Origin of the sequence: Pontixanthobacter luteolus (assembly GCF_009828095.1) — a bacterium.
GTDB classification, from domain to species: Bacteria; Pseudomonadota; Alphaproteobacteria; order Sphingomonadales; family Sphingomonadaceae; genus Pontixanthobacter; species Pontixanthobacter luteolus.
On record NZ_WTYP01000001.1, the window covers coordinates 1180693 to 1206106 of the forward strand.

The window sequence follows — 25414 nt, forward strand, 5'->3', positions numbered from 1 at the left end:
ATAATCCGTGTGCGCGAAACCGCAAGAAAAATCGCGCAGTCTCAGGCTTCCCTGCGCAGAATTTCAGCCTTCTTTCCCAACCAATAGATGCGCGGCAGATCTGTTCCAAAACCGATGCCCGGTAGGCCAGCCTGGCCGAAGGAAAGCGGGACCTAGCTGAGCCGGCCGCGGAAATCTTCGTAGCCGAACGATTTCACCAGCTCGAGAACATCTGTCTCACTGTCCCACAAGTAAATGCTTGGCAGTTGTACGCCGTTGAAAGTGTTGGTTTTCACCATGGAATAATGCGCCTGGTCCAGGAACGCGATCCGCTGCCCCGGTTCGTTTGGGACAGGCAGGCAGTAATCACCGATCACGTCGCCTGCGAGACAGGACGGACCGCCCAACCGTACCGGCGGCTGACCATCGGCAACCTTTTCATGCAACATGGCCGGGCGGTACGGCGCCTCGATCACGTCGGGCATGTGGCAGGTGGCGGAAATATCGGTGATCGCCAGCGGCACATCGTTTTGTCCGCTGTCGAGAATCGTACCGACGAGAATACCTGCATCCAATGCGACAGCCTCCCCCGGTTCGAGATAGATTTCAGCGCCGGTATCTTCCTTCGCATCCTTCAGGAATTCGATCAGTTCGTCGCGCTGGTAATCGGCGCGGGTGATGTGGTGACCGCCGCCCATATTGATCCATTTGAGCTGACCGAAATATGGCTCGATCGCGTCAAACACCTTGTCCCACGTCTGCGCGAGCGGTTCGAAATCCTGTTCGCACAGATTGTGGAAGTGGATTCCGTCTACACCTTCCATATGCTCATCGGTAAGCTGGTCGAGCGGGAAGCCGAGGCGGCTACCCGGGCTGGAAGGATCGTAACGCGGTACTTCGCCGGTGGGGACCTGCGGATTGATCCGCAGACCGATGTCGAAATCGCCGCCAGCCGCCCTGCCCTGATCCATGATCAAGGATGCGCGCCGCATCTGGCCCGGCGAATTGAAAATCACATGATCGGATAGCCGGCAGATTTCCTCCAGCTCGTCCGGTTTGTAAGCCGCGCAATAAGTCGCAATCTCACCATCGTAGAATTCGGAAGCGAGCCGCGTTTCCCATAATCCCGAAGAACATACCCCGTCGAGATATTCGCCGATAATCGGTGCAACCGACCACATCGAGAACGCCTTGAGCGCCGCGAGCACCTTTATGTCCGCGGCGTCACGCACTTCTGCAAGGATCTGCAAATTGGAACGCAGCTTGGCCGCGTCCACCACGAAGGCAGGACTGTCGACGCGCGACAAGTCGAATTGGCCGAACGCGCCCGGATCGCCAGCTTTAGTTTCCATTAGAAAGCTTTCATCGCTTTTGTAAAAGCTTCGGTGGCCTGCTCGTCGAAGCAAACCAGCGCGATCCGGTCAAAGGCTTCGGGATGCTGTTCGACAAATGCCGAGAGGGTCGCAACCGCAGTCTGCGCCGCGCTCTCCAGCGGATAATTGAATATGCCGGTTGAGATGGCCGGGATGCCAATTGTTCGCGCGCCGATTTCGACCGCGCGGCTAAGGGACTCGCTATAACAGCTAGCGAGTTGTCCCGCTTCACCGTTTTCGCCCCCTCGCCAAACCGGACCAACCGTGTGAATTATCCAATTCGCCGGCAGATCATAGCCTTTCGTCACTTTGGCCTGCCCAGTCTTGCACCCCCCAAGAAGTCTGCATTCGTGGACGAGCTCTTTGCCGGCGGCCCGGTGAATCGCGCCATCCACGCCGCCGCCTCCCAGCAGAGACGAGTTTGCCGCGTTCACAATCGCGTCGAACTCCATCTTGACGATGTTACCCTCGACAGCCTCGATCGCGGTTGACCCTATTATCATGCGCCTAAAACCCGACCGGCCCGTCCATCTCCACGACATTCCACGGCAAGCCGTGCTCATTGAGCAGGTCCATGAAAGGATCGGGATCGAATTCTTCCATGTTGAATACTCCCTCCCCGGCCCATTTGCCCTGCACCATCAGCGCGCTGCCGATCATTGCGGGGACGCCGGTGGTGTAGCTTACGCCCTGATTGCCGGTTTCCTCGTAGGCCGCCTCGTGGCTGCAGATATTGTTGATGTAGAACGTTTTCTCGCCTGACCCGTCCAGCGCCTCTCCGGTGGCGATGCAGCCGATATTTGTGTTGCCGGTGGTCGTCTCGCCGAGCGTTTCGGGCTTGGGCAATACGGCGGCGAGGAATTGCAGCGGCACGATTTCGCGGCCCTGATATTTGATCGGCTCGATCCCGGTCATGCCGACATTTTGCAGCACAGTCAGGTGCTTGATGTACTCATCGCCAAAGGTCATCCAGAAGCGCGCGCGCTCCAGTTCGGGGATGAATTTGGAGAGGCTTTCCAGCTCCTCGTGATACATCAGGTAGGCATTGCGCGTGCCCACCTGGTCGAAGTCGAACTCGGTCTTCACCTGCATGGCGGGCGTTTCCACCCACTCGCCGTTTTCCCAGTGGCGGGCGGGCGCGGTCACTTCGCGGATGTTGATCTCGGGATTGAAATTGGTCGCAAAGGCCTGCCCGTGATCGCCGCCATTGCAATCGAGGATATCGAGCTGGCGGATGGTCTTCAGCTTGTGCTTCTTCAGCCACATGGTGAAGACGCTGGTCACGCCGGGATCGAAACCGGAGCCGAGGAGCGCCATCAGGCCCGCTTCCTTGAACCGGTCGTGATAGGCCCATTGCCATTTGTATTCGAACTTCGCCTCGTCCTTGGGCTCATAGTTAGCGGTGTCGAGGTAATCGACGCCCGCAGCCAGACACGCGTCCATGATCGGCAGATCCTGATAAGGCAGGGCCAAATTGACCACCAGACTGGGCTGCACCTTCTTGATCAGGTTAATCATTGCCGGGACTTCTTCGGCATCGATTTCATAAGTGCTGACCGCCTGGCCAGTACGTTCCTTCACCGATGCGGCGATGGCATCACATTTGCTCTTGGTTCGGCTGGCGAGGTGGATGCTGTTGAAGATATCGGCATTCATTGCCATCTTGTGGACGCAGACCGAGCTGACGCCGCCTGCACCGATTACGAGGACTGTCGACATGATTTGGTTTCTCCGAATTCGAATCTTGCGCGCTCTTTAGGGCAATGCGCGTGGCAGGCAAAACGATCCGGGAATTTCCTACACCGCGCAGTTGCGGCATAGGCCGCAAATGATCATGCTCGCCCGCGTCAACGCAAACCCGATCGTCCACCGGTTGGGCAGGCCGAGGATTTCGATCAGAACCGTGTTCCATGTGTTCCAAGCTGTAGGATTTGCCCCATGAAAGACGCCGTCCGACACCCCACTGCCGAAGGCGTTCAGCGGGCTGCACACAAGATTGCCGAAATCCTTCCTCCTACCCCGCTGCTGCCCGTAAACATCGGGCCCGTGTCGGCATGGGTGAAGGCAGAAAACCTGCAGCCGATCGGCGCATTCAAGATACGTGGCGGCTGGCACCGGCTGAGCGATCTGTCCGAGGAAGAACGCGCCCGCGGCGTTATTGCCGTTTCCAGCGGTAACCATGCCCAAGGTGTCGCATGGGCAGCGCGCAAGCTGGGCGTCAAGGCAACGATTGTGATGCCGCGAAATGCGCCGCAGGTGAAACTGGATGCAACCCGTGCGCTCGGGGCCGAAATCGTGCTGTATGAACGCCCGGGAGAAGACCGTGACGAGGTTGCCGAAACGGTGCGCGCCAGGACAGGTGCGATACTAGTCCATGCCTTTGCCGATCCATGGGTGATCGAGGGGCAAGGCAGTGCCGGTATCGAGATCGCGCAGCAGCTGGGCCATCAACCGTCACGCATCATCGCGTGCTGCGGCGGCGGAGGTCTGGCTGCGGGTCTCTCGCTCGCCTGCCCCGATTCAGAGATTTATCCGGTGGAGCCTGCTGGCTGGGACATGGTTGGGCAAGCCATGGCGCAGGGACAGATCGTGCGCGCAGGGGATGACGCGCCGGCAACCATTTGCGACGCCTTGCAGCCTGTGGCCACCGCGCCGATCAATCTTGACGTTCTGACGGGCCGTGCCTGCGCCGGGGTAACCGTTACTGACGAGGAGGTTCGCGCCGCGCAAAGGTTTGCGTTCTCCAACCTGCAACTGGTGGCCGAACCGGGCGGTGCAGCGGCGCTGGCGGCAGCGTTGGCAGGCAAGGTCCCGGTCGATGAAAGCACCGTTATCATGATCACCGGCGGCAATTGCGATCCGGCTGACTTTGCCGCGACTATCCACCGCAAAGAGTAGTTGCAATTGACAACGGACCGCCCCCGAAGCAGGTTCCGCGGCCAAATCAGGGAGGATTGAATGCAGGCTCAGATACTCGCACCGGCAGCGGTGCTCGTCTTGTGGTCGCTCGTAATGTTGTTCTGGATGGCGGGCACGCGGCTGCCAGCGATCAAGAAAGCTGGCAATGGCCTCGGCGAGGCAAAACCAGGCGGCCGGGGGCAGGACCTTGAAGGGGTCATCCCCGACAATGTTCAGTGGAAGGCGCACAATTACGCGCATCTCATGGAACAGCCGACCATTTTCTATCCGGCGGTGATCATCCTTGCGATCATGGGTGCCGGCGCAGTGGATGTGACGCTCGCGTGGATTTATGTCGCCCTGCGGATTATTCACTCGGTCTATCAGGCAACTGTGAACAAGGTGCCGGTCCGCTTTCTCATCTTCGTCGTTTCCAGCATCGTAATGGTCATCCTGGCCTTGCGCGCGGTGATGGTCACCCTGTTCGCCAATCCCGGAGTGCTGTGATGATTGTCGAAGCGATGATTTTCAAACCCGTCGTTGCCCTTCTGATCTGGACGATGATCATGTGGGTGTGGATGTATGCCACGCGCATTCCGGCAATGTCGAAATCGGACGAGATCGGCGATGCCTCAACGCTGGTCGGTTCCACCGGTGCAAGCCTCCGCGAGAAATTGCCCGACAGCGTCAACTGGAAGGCAGACAATTACAACCACCTGCACGAGGCGCCGACGCTGTTCTATGCGGTTGCGATCATCCTCGCTTTGCTCGGACACGGTGACGGGATGAACGCGCTGCTGGCGTGGATTTATGCTGGCCTGCGGATCATCCACTCACTGGTGCAAGTGACCGCGAACCGGGTTCTGGTGCGGTTCGTTCTCTTCGCACTATCCAGCGTGGTGCTGATGGTGCTGATATTCCATGCGGCGATCGTGGTGTTCGACATCCACATCTGACCCGCGCACAGAAAACCGATGGAGGGGCGCTGCCGTGCGTCCCTCCATCCAAAAATTCAATGCTCTGAATTTACTCTGCCGCTTCCGGCTCGGGCAGTGTTTCCGCGAAATCCAGCGTGGCTAGAAAACGCTCCGCATCCAGCGCGGCCATGCAGCCGGTACCGGCCGCAGTCACCGCCTGCCTGTAAGTGTGATCCATCACGTCACCGCAAGCAAAAACGCCGGGAATTTCCGTCTTCGGAGTTCCCGCCGCAACCATCAGATAGCCGCTATCGTCCATCGGCAGCTTGTCCTTGAACAGCTCAGTTGCTGGCGCATGGCCAATCGCGACAAATGCACCGTCAGCCTTCAGCGTGCTCCTGTCGCCGGTCACGGTATCGACCAGCACCAGATGATCGAGAGCGCCGTTTTCACCAGCCACAAACCGTTCAACGGTCTTGTTCCAAAGCGGCGTAATCTTGTCGGACGCAAAAAGCCGCTCCTGCAAAATTTTCTCAGACCGCAATTCGTCGCGCCGATGGATAAGCGTCACGTCGTCAGAATGGTTGGTGAGGTAAAGAGCTTCCTCGACCGCAGTGTTGCCTCCGCCGATCACGACGACTTTCTTGCCGCGATAGAAAAATCCGTCGCAGGTGGCGCAGGCTGACACGCCCTTCCCGCCCAGTTCCTGTTCACCCGGCACGCCCAGCCATTTTGCCTGCGCCCCGGTGGCAATCACCAGCGTATCGCCGATATATTCATCCCCGCTGTCGCCGATCGCGCGGAAAGGTGAACCGTTTGCCAGATCAACCTCGACAATCGTGTCCCACATCATACGGGTTCCGACGTGCTCTGCCTGAGCCTGCATCTGTTCCATCAGCCACGGGCCCTGGACCACATCCTTGAAGCCGGGATAGTTCTCGACATCGGTAGTAATGGTCAGCTGGCCGCCTGGCTGGAGCCCCTGCACCACGATCGGTTCGAGCATTGCCCTCGCCCCGTAAATCGCTGCGGAATATCCAGCCGGACCGGACCCGATGATGAGCATTTTGGTATGATGAGTTGCCATTGAAAATTTCCATTCTTCGGCGCCCGGTACTGAAATTGGCCGCCGCCATTAATTCGATGTTGAGCCGATCTGGTTACGCTTCCAGCAGATGCAAGCGTAACGCCTCGCGCCGCGCATTGTCGACTTCCAACACGTCTTCGAGAAATGCGTCGAGAGAACCGTGCTGCTCCTCCACAGCTTTACGCGCCGCAATAAGATAACGGGCATCGACGCCCATCAGCACACGGATTGTCGCATCATCGACATTACCGTATTTTGCGCGGACAGCCTTTGCCCCCGCAGCCACGCGAGCATCCAAATTCCCGGCTGTGTTTGTCAGCAGATAGTCTTCCATCGCATCATCCGGATGGACACCCAGAATATGATGGAGCAAATCCACCGCCATTCCCGTGCGATCCTTACCCGCAAGGCAGTGCACAACGCTGGCGCCTTCACCGGATGCCAGCGCCGAGAAGTAGCGTTTGAATATCCAGATCAGATTGTCACGGAACGGCAGCTGCGAATACAGACGTTCCATCGCGGCGTGCGCTGCATCAGCATCGATCGAATCCTTTGCGGCTTCGACATGCGGGGCCAGCCCGGCGGTTTCACCGTCGAAGAAATGAACCTGAGCATCGAAGCCCTCTGCCCGGCGGCATGGGTTTGCGTTTCGCTCACTGTTACCGCGAAGGTCGATAACGTGCTGCAATTGGAGGTCGGCGATTGCAGCCAGATCCTCGTCTGTTGCTTTACCGTGTTCACCGGAACGGAACAGTAGGCCGGTTTTCACCCTGCCGCCGCCTTGCACGGCATACCCGCCATAATCGCGGAAATTATGGACACCCTGGAGCGGAATTACACGTTGATCGGTCATGCCGGATCGGTTGCCAGCCTTGCCGGTCTTGCACAAGCATTTCCCGGCCCGCCCTAGGTATTTTCACCCCCGCGCCGCTTCAGAACGTCTTTGCCTCCGTGCCTTAGGTCCCAAAGCTCGGACAACCCAAGGAGACCTGACAAATGGCCTATATTCTGATCGTTGATGACGATGAAATGGTCGCAGAAATGGCGTGTGAGATCCTGATGGATGCAGGCCACGCATGCGGATGGGTGGTGGACGGATCGGCTGCACTCAAACTGCTCGAATGGAGGCGGCCCGATCTCTTGCTGCTGGATCAGGATATGCCCGGCCTGACAGGTGCGAAAGTCCTCCGCACCATACGCACATCGCCCAGGCTTTATGACCTGCCCGTGATCATGTTCACCGCGATCACCGGCGCCGAAGACGAGCAGCAGGCGCTTTATTCCGGGGCACAGGATTACGTCCGCAAACCCTTCGATGCGAAATTTCTCACCTGGAAAGTCGACCACGTTTTGAGGACCCGCGCGGACCGGCCCAAGCATCTGGATCTGAAAGACCTGCTGATCCGTCAGGCAAGCCTGCGCGAGGAGAACCTCACTTCCGCCCGGAGAGTTCTGTGAAAGCAGCGTTGCCGGCTCGATCCTCCCATGGCTGAGCTGAATGATCTGCCGAAAACTCGAAACGAAAAGCCACCCCGTCCATTGGTAAGGCACAGCCGCAAACGCGGACAGACGTAATATCTCGAGGAAGTCAGACCAATGAATGTACTTATCGCAGGATCGACCGGAAACACCGGCCTTCGCCTTTCGAACCAACTGGCGGACGCAGGCCACAACGTCATTGCCCTCCACCGCGAAAGCTCTGACACGAGCAAGCTGCCGGAAAATGCGCAGCTTCGCCAAGCGGATTTGACCGACCTTTCGGACGAGGTATGCGAAGGTGCCGACGTAGTCGTATTCGCGGCAGGATCCGGCGGCGGTACCAGCGAAGAAATGACAGAAAAAGTCGACCGGGACGGTGCAAAAAGCCTGATCGACAAAGCCGCAAAGGCCGGAGCGAACAGGTTTGTAATGCTCAGCAGTGTCGGGGCGGACAATCCCGATCCGGATTCGGAACTCGCCAACTACCTGCAGGCAAAGCACGATGCCGATGAATACCTGAAGGCATCGGGTCTTTCCTACACGATCGTGCGGCCAGTTTCGCTGACCGATGATGACGGGCAGCGCAATGTTCGGCTTGGTGACGATGTCGACCCAAGCGGCAAAGCCGCACGCGGCGACGTTGCGGCCATTCTGGCGAGAGCTGCCACCGATGATGCGATGCTCAACAAGACCTTCCTGATGGAAAGCATGGGCTGAGGCTTTCAACCCAACCTCACGTTTCGGTCTAGCTCACGCCGCTCCGACGCCTGATGAAAACTCAATTCCTGCAGAAGTGGCACCAATCTCCACATCCGTTGAAATTGCGGGTATTCTTGCTTAGTCAAAATGCGCGGCTAGCCCGCATCCGCTTGTGTTGGAATCTACTCCAGCATCATGTTAACTGATGGCTTGGCCAGACATCTGACTTTGGCGCAATATGTGCGCAGACGAAACGGTGTCCCTCTCGGACATAAGCGATCGCTGCAGAACATGCTTGGCCGCTCGCTGGGGGCAAGCTCTTTGGCTGGATTCTGGCGCCATTGGAACCCGATTTGGAGCTATGGTTTAGGCAGATATATTCTGTCGCCGCTTCAACGTGTTGCCCCACAATGGCTTGCTCTCGTTGTCACATTTGCGGTGAGCGGTGTGCTGCATGACCTGGTCATGATGGCAATCCGCAAGGAAATTGTGCTTCTCTTCACGCCATGGTTCTCGATCCAAGGCATAGCTGTAGTGATCAGCAGTCATTTTGGATGGAGTTTCGACACTTGGCCATGGCCGGCAAGGGCCGCAATGAACTTAGCCTACATCATTGCCGGCTTGGCGCTGGCGTTCGCCGCAAGGCTAAACCTCGGCTTCTGATGCTAGATCGAAAATTTGGTAGCGGAGGAGGGACTCGAACCCCCGACACGCGGATTATGATTCCGCTGCTCTAACCACCTGAGCTACTCCGCCCCGAGAAGGGTATTGCGCGGGTGTTCCACCTGCGCAGGCGGCGCATTTAGGGCCGTGCTGCCTCCGGGTCAACCGCGAAACGGGTAAGTTCTCACAAAGTCCCACGGCCCCCCGCGATATATGTGCAAAGACAGGCCGGAGAAACGGAAATCGCGCGGCTCGACCTGCAGTTCGAGTTGCTGCTGAAGGGCTTTCGCCTCGCTCGGATCGACTTTATTCTGGATGGTGACATGCAGGCGCGGCTTTTGCTGATCCTGAGGTATCAGGAGCCCGTGGAACCGATCCGCCAACTCCTCCCAAATGTGCAATATACCGCTGCTGGAGAGCTTCAGAGCGGTCCCTTTGCCCAGCGGCATGATCCCGTCGAGACGAGCCTCGACCGGTGCATTTTCGGCTGAAATACTGGCCAGTGCCCGCTTTATTTCACCTTCCGCCGATGGGGGCAGAGCGTGAAAGAGTGTAACGTGGGCAGAAAGGTAGTTCCGCTCAGGAGGGAAATGCCGGGTACGCAGATCGGTCGCCCATTTTCCCAAGCCATCCGGCAGTTCGGCAGTGATGATGAATGGAGCGTCGGAAATCGCGCCGCTCACATCTCGCCGCGCTCGCGGCGCAGCGCAAACCAGCGATCCACCGCTGCCTGATGCTCCGCCAGTGTCTCGTTGAATTCGTGACCGCCCTTGCCGTCAGCGACCATATAGAGCGCTTTCGTGGTGGCCGGATCGAGCACTGCTGCGATGGATTCGCGGCCCGGATTGGTAATCGGACCGTCAGGCAAGCCTGTCATTGTGTAGGTATTGTAGCCATTTACTGCTGCAATCTCAGATTGCCTGATACGCCGGCCAAGCGGCTTACCTTTGGTAATCGGATAAATGATCGTCGGATCGGCTTGCAGCAACATGCCGGTCTTGACGCGGTTCGAATACAAGCCGGCGACCATTCGCCGCTCTGACGCGACGCCTGTTTCTTTTTCAACGATGGAAGCGAGAATCACCGCCTCTTCAGGCGTATCGACTGCGATATCCGATTTCCGCTTCGGCCAAGCCTCTGCAATGTAATTGCGCATGGCAACCTGCATCCGGGCGAGAACCTTGGTCCGGTCTTCACCGCGCTCGAAGTCATAGGTGTCAGGCAGCACAGAGCCTTCTGCCGGAACCGGAATTTCTCCGGTCAGCAGGGGTTCTGCCATCAGCCGCTCGTGGACCATAATCGAAGGAAGCCCTTCGGGAATGGTAATGAACCTCCGGATTACATCGCCAGACTGGAATGCTTCCAGCATCTGCGCGGGACTGATCCCGGGCACCAGCTCGAATTCACCGGCCTGGATCGGGTCGCTGCCGCCAAAAATCTTTGCCCGCAGCAGGAAAGCGTCCGCGGAGCCGATATAGCCCTCATCCTCCAGCTTGCGCGCAACCGATGTGAGCGATGAACCGGACGGGATCACGAAGGGCGTATCTTCTTCGACTTTAGCCGAACCGTACCAGCCGCCCGCGAAAACGATGCCTAATATTGCGGCGATGATCAAGCCAGCAATCGCAAGGAAGCAGCCGGCACGGCGGATCATTTTAGTCGACCTTCTTCAGCACAAGGCTGGCATTGGTCCCGCCAAAGCCGAAGCTGTTGTTGAGGACCGCTTTGACTTCGCGCTTTTTCGCCTTGTGAGGAACAAGATCGACGCCTTCGGTCCCTTCATCAGGGTCATCGAGGTTCAGCGTGGGAGGGACGATTTGATCGCGCATCGCAAGGATACAGAAAATCGCCTCTACCGCCCCGGCCCCGCCGAGAAGATGCCCGATTGCAGATTTGGTGCTGCTCATGGATGCGCCGCCCAGATCGTCGCCCAAAACGCGTTTTACCGCAGCGAGTTCGATCGTATCAGCCATGGTGGAAGTACCGTGCGCATTGACGTAGTCGATGTCGCCGGAGGTCATGCCCGCCTTGCGCAGAGCCATATTCATCGCAAGTTCTGCACCCTTGCCTTCGGGATGCGGCGCGGTGACGTGATAGGCATCACCCGAAAGGCCATATCCGACGACCTCGGCATAGATCTTGGCGCCGCGTGCCTTGGCGTGCTCGTATTCTTCGAGGACAACAACACCGGCTCCCTCACCCATGACAAAGCCGTCGCGGCCCTTGTCATAAGGTCGGCTTGCCTCTGTCGGGCGGTCGTTCATGCTCATGTTCAGGGCGCGCGCCTGCGCGAAACCTGCGACGCCAAGCGGATTCACGGTGCTTTCAGCGCCGCCAGCCAGCATCACGTCGGCATCGCCGTCCTTGATCATACGGGCAGCATCGCCGATCGAATGCGCCCCTGTGGAACACGCGGTTACCACAGCGTGGTTCGGCCCCATCAGCCCGTATTTGATCGAAACCTGACCTGAAATCAGGTTGATCAGACGACCATGTACAAAGTGCGGGCTAACCCTGCTCGGTCCGCGTTCCTTCAGGACGATCGACTCGCTTTCGATCCCTGGCAAGCCGCCAATGCCCGAACCGATCGAACAGCCGGCGCGAAGCTTGAGATCATCATCCATCTGATCAAGCCCGGCATCTTCCAGTGCCTGACCTGCGGCATCGATGCCGAAGACGATGAACGGATCGACTTGACGCTGGACCTTGTGGTCAACGCGTTTGTCCGGGTCGAACCCGAATTCGTGATCCTTTGGTTTCACCTCGCACGCAATGGTGCATTTATGATCAGAGGTGTCGAACTTCGTGATCTGACCTGCGCCGCTTTTGCTGGCGATCAGGTTTGCCCAGGATGTTTCGACATCACCGCCCAGCGGGGTGACAAGACCAAGTCCGGTTACAACGACACGGCGCATTCTATTCTCCAAAAACAACAGGCCCGGCCCAGTAAAGGGTCGAGCCTGTCAATTTCCCGCCGGCTGCCCTTGCGGACAAACCCTCAAGCGAGCGCAGCGGGATAGGCAATTAGCCCTTATGCTCTTCGATGTACTTGGTAGCATCGCCGACGGTGGTGATTTTCTCAGCCGCGTCGTCAGGGATTTCAACACCGAATTCTTCTTCGAACGCCATTACCAGCTCGACGATGTCGAGGCTGTCTGCGCCCAGGTCGTCAATGAAGCTTGCTTCCTGAGTGACCTTGTCGGCTTCAACACCGAGGTGCTCGACAACAATCTTGGAAACGCGATCAGCGGTATCGGACATATTTTCCCTCTCGAAATTGGGGGTTAGAAACTTTCCTGTCGCCCTAATGAACGACAGGCGTTGTGGCAAGTCTTAGCCGTGCAAATGGTGCGGAGCTTTTCGAAATGCAAGATTTTCTGCGCTTCTTATCCAACTCCTACACCATCAGCCCTGCGAGGCAGGCTTTGGTGGTTCTACGACGCGAATGTGCACATCGCGCAATTGCTGGTTCGAAACTTTGTTCGGCGCGCCCATCATCAGGTCCTGTGCCTTCTGATTGAGCGGGAATGCGATCACTTCGCGAATATTCGGCTCATCCGCGAGCAGCATGACGATGCGGTCGATCCCCGGTGCAGAGCCACCATGCGGTGGTGCGCCAAGTTTGAACGCTTCGATCATGCCCGAAAATTCGGCATCGACCGTTTCCTTGCTGTAGCCGGCGACTTCGAATGCCTTGTACATGATTTCCGGCTTGTGATTCCGGATCGCACCGGAAGACAGTTCGTAGCCATTGCAGACAATGTCATATTGCCACGCAAGGATGTCCAGCGGGTCCTGGTTTTCCAGAGCGTCCATCTCACCCTGCGGCATGGAGAATGGGTTGTGGCTGAAATCAACCTTTTTCCGCTCTTCGTCGTATTCGAACATCGGGAAATCGACGATCCAGCAGAACTTGAAGCAGCCTTCTTCGATCAGACCGAGCTCTTCTGCCACCCGGGTGCGTGCAGCACCGGCAAGTTTGGCGGCCTCTTTTTCCTTGCCAGCCGCGAAGAACAGACCGTCATCATCACCCAGGCCCAATTCGTCATAAAGCTTGGCCATCAGATCAGGCCCGTGATTTTTTGCAATCGGCCCGCCGAATTCGCCGCCCTTGCGGGTCACATAGCCGAGCCCTGCGAAACCTTCTCCGCGGGCCCAATTATTCATATCGTCGAAGAACTTGCGGCTCTTCTCGTTGGTTTTAGGAGCAGGGATCACGCGCACCACACCGCCGCCGCCAACGATTTTCTCAAACAGGCCGAAGCCTGATTTCTCGAAGTGGCTGGTGACATCACTGATGATAAGCGGGTTGCGCAAATCGGGCTTGTCGCTGCCGTATTTCAGCATGGCCTCGCGGTAAGGGATGCGCGGGAACTCACCCGATGGCGTCACGCTCTTGCCGTTCGCGAATTCTTCGAACACGCCGGCCAATACCGGTTCCAGCGCCTGGAATACGTCTTCCTGCGTAACGAAGCTCATCTCGAGGTCGAGTTGGTAGAATTCCGGGCTGCGGTCGGAGCGCAGATCTTCATCGCGGAAGCAGGGCGCAATCTGGAAATACCGGTCGAAACCAGCAACCATCAGCAGCTGTTTGAACATTTGCGGAGCCTGGGGCAGCGCGTAGAAGCTTCCCGGGTGCAGACGGCTTGGGACAAGGTAGTCGCGAGCACCTTCGGGACTGGAAGCTGCCAGAATCGGCGTCTGGATTTCGTTGAAACCCTGATCGGTCATGCGGCGGCGGATCGAGGAGATCACCTGACTGCGCAGCATGATGTTGTTGTGCATCGTCTCGCGGCGCAAATCGACGAAACGGTATTTGAGGCGGATATCTTCGGGATATTCCTGCTCGCCGGCAACCGGCAGTGGCAGTTCGTCTGCCTTGGACTGGACCGTTACGCCGCGCGCAAAGACTTCGATTTCACCTGTGGGCAGGTTAGAATTGATTGTGCCCTCGCCCCGCGCTTTCACTTCACCGTCGATCGTCACGACGCTTTCAACGCGCAGACCGTCGAGAATCGGCAGAGCGGGCGAATCTTCGTCAGCAACGATCTGGGTCAGTCCGTAATGATCGCGCAGGTCGACGAACAGCACACCGCCATGGTCGCGCTTGCGGTGGATCCAGCCGGAAAGGCGGACGGTGTCACCGACATTCGCCTTGGTCAGGGCTGCGCAGTTGTGGGTACGATAGGCGTGCATCTAAAATCTTTCCAATTTCCGGACTATGGCGCTAGGGGCGCATTGGCTGCGCCCTCGCTCAAATGTGTGGGCGGGCTAACAGGGGAACCGAGGGGTTTTGTCAAGGTGACAGAACGCCGATGCGGATCCCGAGTGGCGGTACTCCGCCCGCATATAGAAAAGTACGATGAAAATACATGATTTGATTACCACGACCGAAGCACTCGACGATTTGGTCTCTCGCCTCGAAAAATCCGACTTCGTCACCGTCGATACGGAATTCATGCGCGAGAACACGTATTGGCCTGAACTCTGCCTGGTCCAGATCGCCAATGATGAAGAAGCGGCCGCAATCGATCCGCTTGCAGACGGCATCGACCTGACGAGCCTGCTCGACCTGATGTGCGACAATGAAGACGTGCTGAAGATATTTCACGCCGGCGGTCAGGACGTCGAAATTATCTACAACCTGACCGGCAAGACGCCCCACCCCATTTTCGATACCCAGATCGCCATGATGGCAATCAGCCAGAGTGAACAGATCGGCTATGCCAACCTGGTCGAGAGCTGGCTGGGCATCACAGTCGACAAGGGCGCGCGCTTTACCGACTGGAGCCGCCGCCCGCTGACCGATCGGCAGATCGAGTATGCAATCGGCGATGTGACACACCTGTCCGAAATCTTCCCGAAAATGCTGCAGAAGCTGATCAAGACAGGCCGCGGCAAATGGCTGAACGCCGAAATGGAAAAACTCGCCGATCCGGAGAATTATCGCAACGATCCAACCAAGGCATGGCACCGGATTCGCGCCGCCGGGCGTAACCCGCAGGTTCTGGGACGGCTGAAGGCATTGGCAGCCTGGCGTGAAGAAGAAGCCCAGCACAAGGATATCCCGCGCGGCCGTATCATGCGTGATGAAACGCTGGCCGACATTGCCAGCCACCCGCCGAAGAAGCAGGTAGACCTTGCGAAGGTTCGCGGCCTGTCCAACGCCTGGCGCGAAAATGACATCGGCAAACGGATGATGAGAGTCCTGTCCGGTGCCGAACCGCTGCCGAAAAGCGAAATGCCGACCAAGACCAAGCGCGGCGCGCCACTGGGCAAGGAAGGGGCGCTGGTTGCCGACCTGCTCAAACTGTTGCTCAAGATCCGTTCACGCGAGATCGATATTGCCAGCCGCCTGCTGACGAAATCGGATGAGCTGGAAGCATTGGCCGCTGGCCTTCGAGATCTGCCGATCCTGAAAGGTTGGCGTTACGATGTGTTCGGTCAGGACGCGCTGGAACTGGTCGAAGGCAAAACCGGTTTCGCGGTAAAGGACGGCCGGCTCATCATGACGCATATCGATGTTGCCGAAGGCGATGCCGCGCCTGCCGATGATGCGGACGACGCTGACGATGCACAGGCGAAACCTGACGAGATGCCTTCCGAAGGTGAGCGAAGCCGCGAGAGTGACAGCGATAGCAACGGTGAAGAACGCGAGTGAGCACCTACCTCCCCACCATCAAGCAATTGCAATATCTGGTCGCGCTGCATGAAACCGGCCACTTCGGCCGTGCGGCAGAGGCGAGCTTCGTTTCCCAATCCACCTTGTCGGCGGGCATCCGCGAGCTCGAGACACTGCTGGGCGTAACGCTAGTCGAGCGTAGCCGCCGTGTGGTCCGCTTCACCCCGCTTGGTGACAAGGTTGTTGCCAAGGCGCACCGTCTGCTGCGCGAAGCCGAAGAGTTGAGCGAACTGGTGCAGGCATCAGGGACGCCGCTGTCGGGCGAATTGCGGATGAGCGTCATTCCCACAATCGCCCCCTTCATGCTGCCGCACATATTGCCCCGGCTTCGCAAGGAGCGCCCTGCACTGAAACTGTTCCTGCGCGAAGAAACCAGCGCAGATGCGATCGAATCGCTTCAGCACGGGCGGGTCGACTGCGTGTTGCTCGCCCTGCCCTTCGCGACGGGCGACATCGAATATGAACATATCTGCGACGACAAGCTGTTCGTCGCTTTTCCAAAGGATGACCCGCGGGATCCGCCGGCTTCCATTCCCCCATCCATGATTGATGAGGGACATCTGCTGCTATTGGAAGACGGGCACTGCCTTAAGGAACACGCGCTGGCCGCCTGCAACCGGCCCGAACTCAATGCCAGCGCCACGATGATCGGTACCAGCCTGCATACGCTGGTCCAGATGGTGGATAACGGACTCGGCATTACCATGCTGCCCGAAATGGCGATCAAGGCCGGTATTCTTAAAGGTACAGAGATTATCGCCCGCCCCCTGCAGACTGATAACCCCAGCCGCGAAATTGCGCTGATTTGGCGTAAGAATTCGCCTCGCGGCGAGGAATTCCGCCTCCTCGCGGAGGAATTGCGAGCTGGCTGACTGGTCGGCGCCATCTGTCGAGGGTTCCAGAGCCATCCGATGGTTAAATATTCCCTACCGAATATTTACTAAATATTTGCGATTGAACGGATAGTAATAGTCGCAGACGCCACGGGTAGCAGCAGGAAACGGCAGATGCGTTCTTATAATCGCTTTAAAACAGACCACAAAGTGGAATGCAGGATCGGCCGCAAGAAGGGCGCCGTGTCCCTTTACAACCTGTCCAGTGGCGGCTGCATGATCGAAACCGGCAGCAAACTGGCCGAGCAAGGCGCTCAGGTCGAAATAAAGCTGAGTGATAAAGTCGCGATGCCGGGCAAAATTGTCTGGCGTGTCGACCGGAATGTCGGGATTAAATTCGATCTGCCTCTGCACCAAAAGGTTGTCGAGGCATTCGGTTACTCGTCTGAAGAAGAATTTGACCGGGATGATCCGCGTGATCGCTTTGGTATTCCGCTTGTCGAATGCTCGGTGGCTGCGGGTCTGATCGAATAAAGCATCAGTCCATGTGCTTCAGGCCGACCCTGAGGTAATCCCAACCCGTTATCACTGTCAGCGCCGCAGCGCCCCACAGGCATGCCAGGCCCGTCAGGTGAATCCATTGATCAGCCAGCGGCCTCGCCGCTTCGGCCATCAGCGTCGGCGGCGGTCCATGAACCGCCCCGCCCCCGATCAACGCGCCCAGCGAAACGAGCTGGAGAGTCGTTTTCCATTTCGCCAGTCGCGTCACCGGTACGGATACCTGCAACCCAGCCAGAAATTCACGCAGTCCTGATACGGCGATCTCGCGCATCAGGATGATCAGGCCCGCAATCACGTGCAAGTCACCGACATAAGGCCCCCGCAGATAGCCTTGCGCCGTAAGCACCAGAATTACCGCGGCAACCATGATCTTGTCGGCGATCGGATCCAGAAAAATGCCTAGCTTCGACACGGCTCCGCTGGACCGCGCCAGATAACCATCGAAATAATCGGTGATGCCCATGAGGCAGTACAGCGCGAACGCGAACCAATAGCCCAACTTCCATTCGGGCCACCAAAGCAGCGCAGCCAGCAAGGGGACGGCCACGATCCGCGACAGGGTCAACATGTTAGGCAAAGTCAGCATCACACCCCCTCTACCCGCTTAGTCGGCGGGGCAAAAGCACCTGTTTGCGCTTGTCCCCCCGCTTTATCCCTGTTCAAAGGGCCGCAGATGCCGAGAAGGCTCAAAGTTTGGGGTAACGCAGCCAGTATGACAACATCGACGCACCTTTTGCGGCGCAGGCGTTTCCTGCCTCTCTTCGTCACCCAGTTATTCAATGCTTTCAACGATAATCTGTACAAGAACGCCATGGTGCTGTTCGTGGTGTACCAGGTCTATAACTCGCCCAATACCGAGGGTCTTTTCAGTGCCGTAGCATCGGGCCTCTTTATCCTCCCCTTCTTCCTTCTTTCCGCGCTCGCGGGGCAACTCGCCGATATGAGGGACAAGGCAGCGATTATCCGAACGGTCAAAGCATGCGAGATCATTTTGATGATCATCGGGGCGACCGGACTATATCTGGCGTGGAAGGGAATTGCAGTGGAAACGGTTGCGATACCGTTATTGCTGCTGGCTCTGCTGCTGACAGGCGTTCAGTCGACATTTCTTGGCCCGATCAAATATGCGATCCTGCCGCAGCACCTGAAGAAGGACGAGGTCCTGGCCGGGACCGGTCTGGTCGAGGCAGGCACTTATATCGCAATCCTCGCGGGCACCATCCTCGCCGGATGGATCGATGTCGAATACGCCGCCGTAGGCATCATCATAACCTCCATCATCGGTTATTTCGTCAGCCGTCAGGTCCCCGATGCCCCGCCGCAGGGACTGGTGAAGGAAAAGCTCGACTGGAACCTGTTCCGCGCGTCGAAGAACCTCATTCGCGAGACCATGCACAATCAGGAAGTGTTCTACGCGATCCTCGCCATCAGCTTCTTCTGGACCATTGGCGCCGTGCTGTTCATCCAGTTCGTGCCACTGGCGAAGAACGTCATCATGGCCGAGCCAGAGGTCGCGAGCCTGTTCCTGGTCATCTTCTCTGTCGGTGTCGCAATCGGTTCGGTGTCGATTAATTACCTGCTGAAGGGCACAGTCTCCGCCCGCTATTCACCGATTTCCGTCATTGCGATGGGCGGGTTCGTGGTGGCATTCTATTTTGTGTCGCGACTGTGGGCTGCAGGCCAGCCGACCGAAATGCTCGGGGTGACTGAATTCCTGGCGTGGCCGATGGCAAGTTTCCTGCTTCTGTCACTGCTTGGTATCGCAATTGCCGGCGGCATGTTCGTGGTGCCGCTCTATGCGTTTCTCACCACCCGCGTTCCGCCAGAACAGGCAGCGCGTACGATCGCAGCCAACAATATCGTCAATTCAGGGGCAATGGTGATCGGATCACTGGCCGCGATGGCGCTCAATATGATCGGCATTTCGATAGCCGAACAGCTGCTGATGAGCGCCGGCATGTGCCTGGTATCGGCATGGCTCGGCAAACGGCTCTACAACGCCGAGCTAACCGCCGCGGCGAACAGCCCCGCTAGTTGAGATAGGCTAGCTGAAGAAAATCAGCGCAGCCACGAAACACCCGACATAGGCGGTCAGGAATCCGCGAATATCTTCACGGGTGATCGACAGTGCCGGACGTGCAGGAACCGGAACGCTGCCCGCCCTCACATGCGGGGGGAGCGATGCCAGAAATGGGTGACCGGCGGTTTCGTCTGAAAGAACAAGTGATCTACGCATGGGTGCCGTGTTAACGGAATACTAACCATTATGCGCGGGGCAGCTATCCACTGGCCTAGATCGGGACATTAACCAAGCTTGGTCAGCCTATTCCGGTCATTCTTCCGTCATTTGGAGGATCTTTTCCCATTCTGCGGGGCGTACCTCGCTGACGGAAAGGCGCATCAGCTTCACTAGCTCCATTTCGGCCAGTGCCGGCTCGGCCTTCACCTGTTTCAAAGTGACCGGACGCTTCAATTTACGGACCGGTTTCACTTTTACTGCGGCCCATTTGCCGGTCGGATCGGTCGGGTCGGCAATCCCGGCCACGGTTACTTCCGCGATGCCCACGATCTCCAGCCCGACATTGGAATGATAGAAGAACACCTGGTCGCCCTCCTCCATGGCGGCGAGATTGTTTTTTGCGCGGTGGTTGCGAACACCATCCCACGTGCCTTCACCCTGCTTGACGAGATCGTCCCAGCTGTAGGCATCCGGTTCCGATTTCATCAGCCAGAAACGCGCCATTTTCACATTCTCCCATCAAAGCCGGTCATCGATGCTTCCGGACTAGCGGCGCGGATAGAATGTTTCCACCCGGCTACGGGGCGAATTAACCAGTTCTTCAATCCAAATTCTTATCGTCCGAACCTTCAAATGCTTCAGGGGAGGCGCGGCTGCTCATGCCGCATCAATAATGTCTGCAAAACAAGAACCCACGAATGACAGCAAGAAGCGCGTCGAACGGGATATGGTCGCACTGGGCATTGCGATTGCTGCCATACTCATGTTCGTCGGCACCGGCAGCTCGGTCCTGCCATCGATTGCCCGCAGCTGGATCCAGGGCGTTGAGGGCCCGGACAATCTGTTGGTCAATGCTCTCCTACTCAATATCGCACTCATTGTCTTCGGTATGCGCCGCTACCGCGAGCTCATCTCCGAGATCGAGGAACGCCGCAAGGCCGAGGAAAAGGCCAAGCTCCTCGCTGAGACAGACCCACTGACAGGCTGCCTAAACCGCCGGAGCGTAGCGCCGGTCGTCGATGATCTCATTGCGAAGATCGACCAGAGCGATGCGGCAGTCGCGTTCCTCATGGTGGATCTGGATAACTTCAAACAGATCAACGATTTGAACGGCCACAAGGTCGGAGACCGGGTGCTGCAAACAACCGCCGACCGGATTCGCGCAGTCCTGCCTTCGGGTGCAACCCTGGCGCGCCTCGGCGGAGATGAATTCGCCTGCATTGTACCTTTCGATTGTCGCAAGCCCGATGCCGTCGATCAGTTGGCTGCAACACTCATAGAGCGCACATCGCGCCCTGAAATAATCAACAAGTCGATGATCGAGATCACGCTCTCCGTGGGCATTGCGACGAGTGCGCAGGAAACCCGCGACAAAGCTCCGGCGTGCGGTGAAGATTTGATGCACCGCGCCGATATCGCGATGTACCATGCGAAAAAGCAGGGCAAGAACCGTTATTTCTGGTTTGAACCGTCAATGGAGAAAGAACTCCGTTTTCGCAGCGATCTGGAAACCGGCATCAGGAACGGCATCAAGAATGGGGAATTTGTGCCCTATTACGAACAGCAGATTGATCTGCAGTCCGGTGAACTGATGGGTTTCGAAATGCTGGCACGCTGGCATTCGCCAGACCTAGGCCTCGTCAGTCCTGAAGTTTTCATTCCAGTTGCCGAGGAAATCGGCGTGATCGCCGCCCTGTCGGAGAATCTGATCGAGCAGGCGTTTGAAGACGCTAAGGGTTGGCACTCGCGGTTGACACTCTCGGTCAACATTTCGCCGGTGCAGCTACGCGATCCGTGGTTCTCCCAGAAACTTCTTAAGCTGCTGGTGAAGCACAATTTCCCGCCTGAACGGCTCGATATCGAAATCACGGAAAGCTGCCTGCATGAAAATGTCGGCGTGGTGAAATCGATGATCACCAGCCTCAAAAATCAGGGCGTTCAGATCAGCCTGGATGATTTCGGCACCGGTTATTCCAGTCTTACCCAACTCCGCACCCTGCCCTTTGATCGCCTCAAGATCGATCGCAGCTTCGTTGGCGAACTGAACGATGAAGATGCCAGCGACAAGATCGTCAACGCGATCATCTCTCTGTCCGACGGCCTGGACCTTCCGGTCACTGCCGAAGGTATCGAGGACGCGCAAATTCTGAAAGCGCTCAAGGGCAAAGGCAAGATGAAGGGTCAGGGGTATCACTACGGCAAGCCCGAACATGCCGCCGCGGTAAGAGGCCGTTTGGCCGCAATGGATTTGCTCGCAGATCATCATCCGGAAGCCGAAGACAGCATGTTGCCGCCTGAGGATGAGACCGTCAATGCGAAGCGCGAAGCCATCTGACCTGTACACTCTCAGCACGCGCATGAATACTGCCTGAAACCCCGCCCACTGGACGCGCGGCCCCTTCATGCATAGATGCACGCTGCTATGCGCATCCCCTTCACCAAGATGCACGGCCTCGGCAATGATTTCATCATGCTCGACGCGCGTGAACAGGATCTGCCTGATCTGACCGCGGCCACTGTAGCTGCGCTTGCCGACCGGCATACCGGTATTGGTTGCGATCAGCTGATTGTGCTGGAGCCTTCGAACCGCGCTGATTTCCGGATGCGAATATACAACTCCGATGGCGGCGAAGTGGAAGCATGCGGCAATGCCTCTCGCGCGGCCGCATTGCTGCACGGACGGGCGGCGGCAGTCGAAACCGGCGGCGGCATCATCAATATTTCCCGGTCAGAAAGCGGAGCCCGTGTCGACATGGGGCAGCCGCGCTTCGAATGGGACGCTATCCCGATCGATTATGCGATGGATACCCTGCACCTCCCCGTTTCTTGGGAGGGGCTCACAGATCCTTCCGCGGTCAATGTCGGTAACCCGCACGTGATCTTCTTTGTTGACGATCTGGCCGCAATCGATCTTGCCCGGCTGGGGCCTGTGATCGAAACCGATCCGCTGTTCCCGCAGCGCGTTAACGTGAATGTCGCGCAGGTTTCAGGCGGTGCGATCAATCTGCGCGTGTGGGAACGCGGTGCCGGGTTGACGCGCGCCTGCGGAACCGGTGCATGCGCAACCGCCGTAGCCGCGCTGCGCCGGGGTTTGGTTCAATCGCCGGTCAAGGTGACGCTGCCCGGCGGAACACTGACAATCGAATGGTCGGAAGGCCAATCGATCATCATGGAAGGCCCGGCCACAGAATCGTATCGCGGTACATTCGAATGGTCCGATTACGCATGAGCGGCAATTCCGAAGTCATATCCCTAGGCTGCCGGCTGAATATTTCCGAGAGCGAGCAGATCAAGGCGATGCTCGCCGGGGAAGATGATGTGGTTGTCATCAACAGCTGCGCAGTCACGTCGGAAGCGGTGCGCCAGACACGGCAGGCGATCCGCAAGGCGCGGAAGGCGCGCCCTGAAGCCCGCCTGATGGTGACTGGCTGTGCGGCGGATATCGAACGCGACCAGCTGGCTGCGATGCCCGAGGTCGACGGCCTCGTCAAAAACACCGCCAAGCTTGATCCGCGTGCCTGGAACGTACCGCTGGATGCACCACCCTTCGTGCCCAGCCGGACCCGCGCCTTTGTCACAGTCCAAAACGGGTGTGACCACGCCTGCACCTTCTGTGTCATTCCCCAAGGCAGAGGGAAAAGCCGGTCCCAAACCATCCCCCAAGTGCTGGAAGAGGTGGAAAAGCATCTTGCACTTGGCGCGCCGGAGATCGTCCTAACCGGGGTCGATGTGACTTCCTGGGGCCATGATCTGTCCGACAATCCGCCACTGGGCAAACTCGTATCGGCGGTGCTGGACCGTTTCCCGGACCTGCCGCGCCTGCGCATGTCGTCGCTGGACGGGATCGAAATCGATCCGCAGCTGGAAGAATTGTTCATGGGCGAGGACCGGCTGATGCCGCATCTTCACCTGTCGCTTCAACATGGGCATGACATGATGCTCAAACGGATGAAGCGGCGGCACCTTCGCGCAGATGCGATTGCCCTGGTTGAACGATTGAAAGCCAAGCGTCCAGAAATCGCCATCGGGGCAGATCTGATCGCTGGATTTCCGACAGAAGACGCGGCGATGCATTCCGATAACCTCTCGATCATCGAAGCGCTCGATATCGTCCACGGCCATGTGTTTCCCTACTCACCGCGCCCCGACACCCCAGCGGCGCGTATGCCCCAGCACAGCCGCCCGCTGATCAAACAGCGTGCCGCCGAACTGCGCGAAGCTGTCCGGTCGCGGCGCAATGCCTGGATGCAAACGCTGGTCGGCCAGCCGCTTTCCGTCCTCGCGGAACGGGATGGAACAGGCTATGCGCCCAATTTCGCGCGGGTCGAGGTGCCACAGGGCACCGCTGCCGGCACAATCCTGACTATCACTCCGAATGAACTCAGCGAAGGCTTGCTAAGATGAGCGACACAAGTTGGACCGACCGCGTATTCGGCGGTTTCCGCAAGACGTCAGAGCGGCTGTCGAGCAATCTGACCGGTGTCGTCGGGACTGCCAAGCTCGACGATGCGGCGCTGGATGATGTCGAAGATGCGCTGATCATGTCGGATCTCGGCCCCTCCGCTGCCGCGCGCATTCGGAGCAAGCTGGCAGAAAAACGGTTCGGGCTGAACATTACCGAAACCGAACTGCGCGAGGCAGTGGCGGCAGAGATCGCCGAGATTCTGCGTCCGGTTGCGAAGCCGCTCGAAATCACCGCTTTTCCCCGCCCTCAAGTGGTGCTGGTTATTGGCGTGAACGGCAGCGGCAAAACGACTACCATCGCCAAGCTGGCGCATCTGTTTCAGGAAGACGATTACGGCGTGATGCTGGCGGCAGGTGACACATTCCGCGCTGCCGCCATTGGCCAGCTTGCTACCTGGGCTGACCGCATCGGGGTCCCGATTGTTCGCGGCCCTGAAGGCGGCGACCCGGCGAGCATTGTTTTCGACGGGGTGAAGGCGGCAACAGAACAGGGCATCGATGCACTGATTGTCGACACTGCAGGACGCCTGCAGAACAAGCGCGAACTGATGGACGAACTGGAAAAAATCCGCCGTGTGCTCGGGCGGCTCAATCCTGAGGCGCCGCATGACGTGGTGCTGGTGCTCGATGCAACCAACGGCCAGAACGCCCTCGCCCAGATCGAAACCTTCAAGGAAGTGGCCGGCGTAACCGGTCTGATCATGACCAAGTTGGACGGGACCGCGCGTGGCGGCGTTCTTGTTGCAGCCGCGGAACAATACGGCCTGCCGATCCATGCCATTGGCGTTGGTGAGAAAATTGACGATTTGCGGCCGTTCGATCCGGACCTGGTTGCCCGTGTAATTGCAGGAGTAGCCTGATGAAAAGTGAAACCGCCCCGGCGAAAAAGAAACCTTCCGGGTGGCTCAATGTAGCAGTCGATTACGGGCCACTGCTCGTCTTCCTCGGCGTTTACAAATACTCCTCACCGGAAGAGGCCAACGCGATCGCCGAAGTGACTGCCGTGATCAAAGGCACCTTCGCTTTCATGATCGCCGCCGTGATCGCATTGCTGTTTTCCAAATTCAAACTTGGACACGTTTCCCCGATGCTGTGGTTTTCCACCGCGCTGATCGTCGGTTTCGGCGGCCTTACGATTTTCTTTGGCGATCCGACATTCGTGCAGATCAAGCCGACTATTATCTACACAATCTTCGGTCTGGTCCTGACCCTTGGCTGGTTCAAGGGGAAGGCGCTGCTCAAGGTTCTGCTGGAGGCCGCGTTCGAGGGGCTAAGCAATGAAGGTTGGCTAAAACTGTCACGCAACTGGGGTATCTTCTTCTTCGCGCTAGCCATCCTGAACGAGGTGCTGCGTTATCTCTACAATGTAGAGAACGACAATTTCGAAACTTGGCTATGGGCCAAGTTCTGGGTGTTCATGCCGCTGACATTTCTGTTTACCTTCAGCCAGATACCGATGCTGATGCGTCACGGCCTTGATGTCGAGGCAAAGGATGACGTGATCAAGGAAGAGCCGCCTACGGGCAGCTGAGGCAGCAAA

At 57.9% G+C, this 25414-nt stretch carries 28 protein-coding genes and 1 tRNA gene; 15 read left to right on the forward strand and 14 right to left on the reverse strand.

Annotation, left to right across the window (positions count from 1 at the left end; translation table 11 throughout):
- Positions 1–152: 152 nt before the first annotated feature.
- Genes GRI43_RS05630 through GRI43_RS05640 form a run of 3 tightly spaced genes read right to left on the reverse strand, consistent with a single transcriptional unit; the run spans position 153 to position 3071 of the window.
- A complete protein-coding gene (locus GRI43_RS05630; RefSeq protein ID WP_160730060.1) occupies positions 153–1331 on the reverse strand; it encodes a carboxynorspermidine decarboxylase in 1179 nt (392 codons plus the stop codon).
- On the reverse strand, positions 1331–1855 hold the full coding sequence (locus GRI43_RS05635; protein WP_160730061.1) for an O-acetyl-ADP-ribose deacetylase: 525 nt from the start codon (positions 1853–1855) through the stop codon (positions 1331–1333). Before GRI43_RS05635 ends, GRI43_RS05630 begins: the two co-directional genes overlap by 1 nt.
- A gap of 4 nt (positions 1856–1859) precedes the next feature.
- Positions 1860–3071, reverse strand: coding sequence for a saccharopine dehydrogenase family protein (locus tag GRI43_RS05640; RefSeq protein ID WP_160730062.1), 1212 nt, complete (start codon positions 3069–3071; stop codon positions 1860–1862).
- A gap of 219 nt (positions 3072–3290) precedes the next feature.
- On the opposite strand from GRI43_RS05640, the gene GRI43_RS05645 reads away from it, so the two are divergent.
- From GRI43_RS05645 to GRI43_RS05655, 3 genes are read left to right on the forward strand one after another with little or no spacing between them, the layout of a single operon-like run.
- Positions 3291–4250 (forward strand): threonine ammonia-lyase, encoded by a 960-nt coding sequence (locus GRI43_RS05645; protein WP_160730063.1) that lies wholly within the window; start codon positions 3291–3293, stop codon positions 4248–4250.
- Between the two features lie 60 nt (positions 4251–4310).
- On the forward strand, positions 4311–4757 hold the full coding sequence (locus GRI43_RS05650; RefSeq protein ID WP_160730064.1) for an MAPEG family protein: 447 nt from the start codon (positions 4311–4313) through the stop codon (positions 4755–4757).
- The gene (locus GRI43_RS05655; protein ID WP_202391596.1) at positions 4757–5206 is read left to right on the forward strand and encodes an MAPEG family protein; all 450 of its coding nucleotides are present in this window, start codon (positions 4757–4759) and stop codon (positions 5204–5206) included. Before GRI43_RS05650 ends, GRI43_RS05655 begins: the two co-directional genes overlap by 1 nt.
- A gap of 70 nt (positions 5207–5276) precedes the next feature.
- On the opposite strand, the gene trxB is transcribed toward GRI43_RS05655, so the two are convergent.
- Positions 5277–6254: a thioredoxin-disulfide reductase gene (trxB, locus tag GRI43_RS05660; RefSeq protein ID WP_160730065.1), complete on the reverse strand. Its 978-nt coding sequence runs from the start codon at positions 6252–6254 to the stop codon at positions 5277–5279.
- A 73-nt stretch (positions 6255–6327) separates the two neighbouring features.
- On the reverse strand, positions 6328–7107 hold the full coding sequence (locus GRI43_RS05665) for a tyrosine-protein phosphatase (RefSeq protein WP_160730066.1): 780 nt from the start codon (positions 7105–7107) through the stop codon (positions 6328–6330).
- 143 nt (positions 7108–7250) lie between these two features.
- Here GRI43_RS05665 and GRI43_RS05670 point away from each other — a divergent pair, with 143 nt between their 5' ends.
- From GRI43_RS05670 to GRI43_RS05680, 3 genes are all read left to right on the forward strand, one after another.
- Positions 7251–7712, forward strand: coding sequence for a response regulator (locus GRI43_RS05670; protein ID WP_160730067.1), 462 nt, complete (start codon positions 7251–7253; stop codon positions 7710–7712).
- Between the two features lie 138 nt (positions 7713–7850).
- Positions 7851–8450 carry an SDR family oxidoreductase gene (locus GRI43_RS05675; RefSeq protein WP_160730068.1) on the forward strand — a complete coding sequence of 200 codons (600 nt, stop codon included), beginning with the start codon at positions 7851–7853 and terminating at the stop codon, positions 8448–8450.
- 177 nt (positions 8451–8627) lie between these two features.
- The gene (locus tag GRI43_RS05680) at positions 8628–9095 is read left to right on the forward strand and encodes an MBOAT family protein (protein ID WP_202391597.1); all 468 of its coding nucleotides are present in this window, start codon (positions 8628–8630) and stop codon (positions 9093–9095) included.
- A gap of 16 nt (positions 9096–9111) precedes the next feature.
- On the opposite strand, the gene GRI43_RS05685 is transcribed toward GRI43_RS05680, so the two are convergent.
- The 6 genes from GRI43_RS05685 to aspS form a co-directional block, all read right to left on the reverse strand.
- Positions 9112–9188 (reverse strand) — tRNA-Met (locus GRI43_RS05685).
- A 68-nt stretch (positions 9189–9256) separates the two neighbouring features.
- Positions 9257–9778: a 2'-5' RNA ligase family protein gene (locus GRI43_RS05690; protein WP_338090012.1), complete on the reverse strand. Its 522-nt coding sequence runs from the start codon at positions 9776–9778 to the stop codon at positions 9257–9259.
- Positions 9775–10749: an endolytic transglycosylase MltG gene (mltG, locus tag GRI43_RS05695; RefSeq protein WP_160730069.1), complete on the reverse strand. Its 975-nt coding sequence runs from the start codon at positions 10747–10749 to the stop codon at positions 9775–9777. Before mltG ends, GRI43_RS05690 begins: the two co-directional genes overlap by 4 nt.
- A 1-nt stretch (position 10750) precedes the next feature.
- Positions 10751–12010 (reverse strand): beta-ketoacyl-ACP synthase II, encoded by a 1260-nt coding sequence (gene fabF / locus GRI43_RS05700; protein WP_160730070.1) that lies wholly within the window; start codon positions 12008–12010, stop codon positions 10751–10753.
- A gap of 109 nt (positions 12011–12119) precedes the next feature.
- Positions 12120–12356 carry an acyl carrier protein gene (locus GRI43_RS05705; protein WP_160601236.1) on the reverse strand — a complete coding sequence of 79 codons (237 nt, stop codon included), beginning with the start codon at positions 12354–12356 and terminating at the stop codon, positions 12120–12122.
- 144 nt (positions 12357–12500) lie between these two features.
- Positions 12501–14291 (reverse strand): aspartate--tRNA ligase, encoded by a 1791-nt coding sequence (gene aspS, locus GRI43_RS05710; RefSeq protein WP_160730071.1) that lies wholly within the window; start codon positions 14289–14291, stop codon positions 12501–12503.
- Between the two features lie 166 nt (positions 14292–14457).
- Between aspS and rnd the strand changes: the two genes are divergently transcribed.
- The 3 genes from rnd (at position 14458) to GRI43_RS05725 (ending at position 17144) form a co-directional block, all read left to right on the forward strand.
- Positions 14458–15756, forward strand: a complete 1299-nt coding sequence (rnd, locus tag GRI43_RS05715) for a ribonuclease D (protein WP_160730072.1) — start codon at positions 14458–14460, stop codon at positions 15754–15756.
- Positions 15753–16649, forward strand: coding sequence for a hydrogen peroxide-inducible genes activator (locus tag GRI43_RS05720; RefSeq protein WP_160730073.1), 897 nt, complete (start codon positions 15753–15755; stop codon positions 16647–16649). The genes rnd and GRI43_RS05720 overlap by 4 nt, the downstream gene beginning before the upstream one ends.
- Positions 16650–16784: 135 nt before the next feature.
- Complete coding sequence (locus GRI43_RS05725; protein WP_160730074.1) at positions 16785–17144, forward strand: PilZ domain-containing protein; 360 nt, start codon at positions 16785–16787, stop codon at positions 17142–17144.
- Between the two features lie 4 nt (positions 17145–17148).
- Here the strand turns inward: GRI43_RS05725 and pgsA are convergent, their stop codons facing one another.
- Positions 17149–17757, reverse strand: a complete 609-nt coding sequence (gene pgsA, locus GRI43_RS05730; protein ID WP_160730075.1) for a CDP-diacylglycerol--glycerol-3-phosphate 3-phosphatidyltransferase — start codon at positions 17755–17757, stop codon at positions 17149–17151.
- 126 nt (positions 17758–17883) lie between these two features.
- On the opposite strand from pgsA, the gene GRI43_RS05735 reads away from it, so the two are divergent.
- Positions 17884–19209 carry an MFS transporter gene (locus GRI43_RS05735; RefSeq protein WP_160730076.1) on the forward strand — a complete coding sequence of 442 codons (1326 nt, stop codon included), beginning with the start codon at positions 17884–17886 and terminating at the stop codon, positions 19207–19209.
- Between the two features lie 6 nt (positions 19210–19215).
- On the opposite strand, the gene GRI43_RS05740 is transcribed toward GRI43_RS05735, so the two are convergent.
- Positions 19216–19407: a hypothetical protein gene (locus GRI43_RS05740; RefSeq protein ID WP_160730077.1), complete on the reverse strand. Its 192-nt coding sequence runs from the start codon at positions 19405–19407 to the stop codon at positions 19216–19218.
- Between the two features lie 96 nt (positions 19408–19503).
- A complete protein-coding gene (locus GRI43_RS05745; RefSeq protein ID WP_160730078.1) occupies positions 19504–19914 on the reverse strand; it encodes an EVE domain-containing protein in 411 nt (136 codons plus the stop codon).
- Between the two features lie 169 nt (positions 19915–20083).
- Between GRI43_RS05745 and GRI43_RS05750 the strand changes: the two genes are divergently transcribed.
- The 5 genes from GRI43_RS05750 (at position 20084) to GRI43_RS05770 (ending at position 25405) form a co-directional block, all read left to right on the forward strand.
- On the forward strand, positions 20084–21745 hold the full coding sequence (locus GRI43_RS05750; protein ID WP_160730079.1) for a putative bifunctional diguanylate cyclase/phosphodiesterase: 1662 nt from the start codon (positions 20084–20086) through the stop codon (positions 21743–21745).
- An 87-nt stretch (positions 21746–21832) separates the two neighbouring features.
- The gene (gene dapF, locus GRI43_RS05755) at positions 21833–22639 is read left to right on the forward strand and encodes a diaminopimelate epimerase (protein WP_160730080.1); all 807 of its coding nucleotides are present in this window, start codon (positions 21833–21835) and stop codon (positions 22637–22639) included.
- Complete coding sequence (locus GRI43_RS05760) at positions 22636–23814, forward strand: MiaB/RimO family radical SAM methylthiotransferase (RefSeq protein ID WP_160730081.1); 1179 nt, start codon at positions 22636–22638, stop codon at positions 23812–23814. Before dapF ends, GRI43_RS05760 begins: the two co-directional genes overlap by 4 nt.
- Positions 23811–24734 (forward strand): signal recognition particle-docking protein FtsY, encoded by a 924-nt coding sequence (gene ftsY / locus GRI43_RS05765; protein ID WP_160730082.1) that lies wholly within the window; start codon positions 23811–23813, stop codon positions 24732–24734. The genes GRI43_RS05760 and ftsY overlap by 4 nt, the downstream gene beginning before the upstream one ends.
- Positions 24734–25405 (forward strand): inner membrane-spanning protein YciB, encoded by a 672-nt coding sequence (locus GRI43_RS05770; protein WP_202391598.1) that lies wholly within the window; start codon positions 24734–24736, stop codon positions 25403–25405. Before ftsY ends, GRI43_RS05770 begins: the two co-directional genes overlap by 1 nt.
- Positions 25406–25414 lie beyond the last annotated feature (9 nt).

What these genes read in the sequence shown, in the direction of transcription:
- GRI43_RS05630 (WP_160730060.1), bottom strand. Translation starts at nt 1,331, where the DNA reads ATGGAAACTAAAGCTGGCGATCCGGGCGCGTTCGGCCAATTCGACTTG.
- GRI43_RS05635 (WP_160730061.1), bottom strand. Translation starts at nt 1,855, where the DNA reads ATGATAATAGGGTCAACCGCGATCGAGGCTGTCGAGGGTAACATCGTC.
- GRI43_RS05640 (WP_160730062.1), bottom strand. Translation starts at nt 3,071, where the DNA reads ATGTCGACAGTCCTCGTAATCGGTGCAGGCGGCGTCAGCTCGGTCTGC.
- GRI43_RS05645 (WP_160730063.1), top strand. Translation starts at nt 3,291, where the DNA reads ATGAAAGACGCCGTCCGACACCCCACTGCCGAAGGCGTTCAGCGGGCT.
- GRI43_RS05650 (WP_160730064.1), top strand. Translation starts at nt 4,311, where the DNA reads ATGCAGGCTCAGATACTCGCACCGGCAGCGGTGCTCGTCTTGTGGTCG.
- GRI43_RS05655 (WP_202391596.1), top strand. Translation starts at nt 4,757, where the DNA reads ATGATTGTCGAAGCGATGATTTTCAAACCCGTCGTTGCCCTTCTGATC.
- trxB (WP_160730065.1), bottom strand. Translation starts at nt 6,254, where the DNA reads ATGGCAACTCATCATACCAAAATGCTCATCATCGGGTCCGGTCCGGCT.
- GRI43_RS05665 (WP_160730066.1), bottom strand. Translation starts at nt 7,107, where the DNA reads ATGACCGATCAACGTGTAATTCCGCTCCAGGGTGTCCATAATTTCCGC.
- GRI43_RS05670 (WP_160730067.1), top strand. Translation starts at nt 7,251, where the DNA reads ATGGCCTATATTCTGATCGTTGATGACGATGAAATGGTCGCAGAAATG.
- GRI43_RS05675 (WP_160730068.1), top strand. Translation starts at nt 7,851, where the DNA reads ATGAATGTACTTATCGCAGGATCGACCGGAAACACCGGCCTTCGCCTT.
- GRI43_RS05680 (WP_202391597.1), top strand. Translation starts at nt 8,628, where the DNA reads ATGTTAACTGATGGCTTGGCCAGACATCTGACTTTGGCGCAATATGTG.
- mltG (WP_160730069.1), bottom strand. Translation starts at nt 10,749, where the DNA reads ATGATCCGCCGTGCCGGCTGCTTCCTTGCGATTGCTGGCTTGATCATC.
- fabF (WP_160730070.1), bottom strand. Translation starts at nt 12,010, where the DNA reads ATGCGCCGTGTCGTTGTAACCGGACTTGGTCTTGTCACCCCGCTGGGC.
- GRI43_RS05705 (WP_160601236.1), bottom strand. Translation starts at nt 12,356, where the DNA reads ATGTCCGATACCGCTGATCGCGTTTCCAAGATTGTTGTCGAGCACCTC.
- aspS (WP_160730071.1), bottom strand. Translation starts at nt 14,291, where the DNA reads ATGCACGCCTATCGTACCCACAACTGCGCAGCCCTGACCAAGGCGAAT.
- rnd (WP_160730072.1), top strand. Translation starts at nt 14,458, where the DNA reads ATGAAAATACATGATTTGATTACCACGACCGAAGCACTCGACGATTTG.
- GRI43_RS05725 (WP_160730074.1), top strand. Translation starts at nt 16,785, where the DNA reads ATGCGTTCTTATAATCGCTTTAAAACAGACCACAAAGTGGAATGCAGG.
- pgsA (WP_160730075.1), bottom strand. Translation starts at nt 17,757, where the DNA reads ATGCTGACTTTGCCTAACATGTTGACCCTGTCGCGGATCGTGGCCGTC.
- GRI43_RS05735 (WP_160730076.1), top strand. Translation starts at nt 17,884, where the DNA reads ATGACAACATCGACGCACCTTTTGCGGCGCAGGCGTTTCCTGCCTCTC.
- GRI43_RS05740 (WP_160730077.1), bottom strand. Translation starts at nt 19,407, where the DNA reads ATGCGTAGATCACTTGTTCTTTCAGACGAAACCGCCGGTCACCCATTT.
- GRI43_RS05745 (WP_160730078.1), bottom strand. Translation starts at nt 19,914, where the DNA reads ATGGCGCGTTTCTGGCTGATGAAATCGGAACCGGATGCCTACAGCTGG.
- GRI43_RS05750 (WP_160730079.1), top strand. Translation starts at nt 20,084, where the DNA reads ATGTCTGCAAAACAAGAACCCACGAATGACAGCAAGAAGCGCGTCGAA.
- dapF (WP_160730080.1), top strand. Translation starts at nt 21,833, where the DNA reads ATGCGCATCCCCTTCACCAAGATGCACGGCCTCGGCAATGATTTCATC.
- GRI43_RS05760 (WP_160730081.1), top strand. Translation starts at nt 22,636, where the DNA reads ATGAGCGGCAATTCCGAAGTCATATCCCTAGGCTGCCGGCTGAATATT.
- ftsY (WP_160730082.1), top strand. Translation starts at nt 23,811, where the DNA reads ATGAGCGACACAAGTTGGACCGACCGCGTATTCGGCGGTTTCCGCAAG.
- GRI43_RS05770 (WP_202391598.1), top strand. Translation starts at nt 24,734, where the DNA reads ATGAAAAGTGAAACCGCCCCGGCGAAAAAGAAACCTTCCGGGTGGCTC.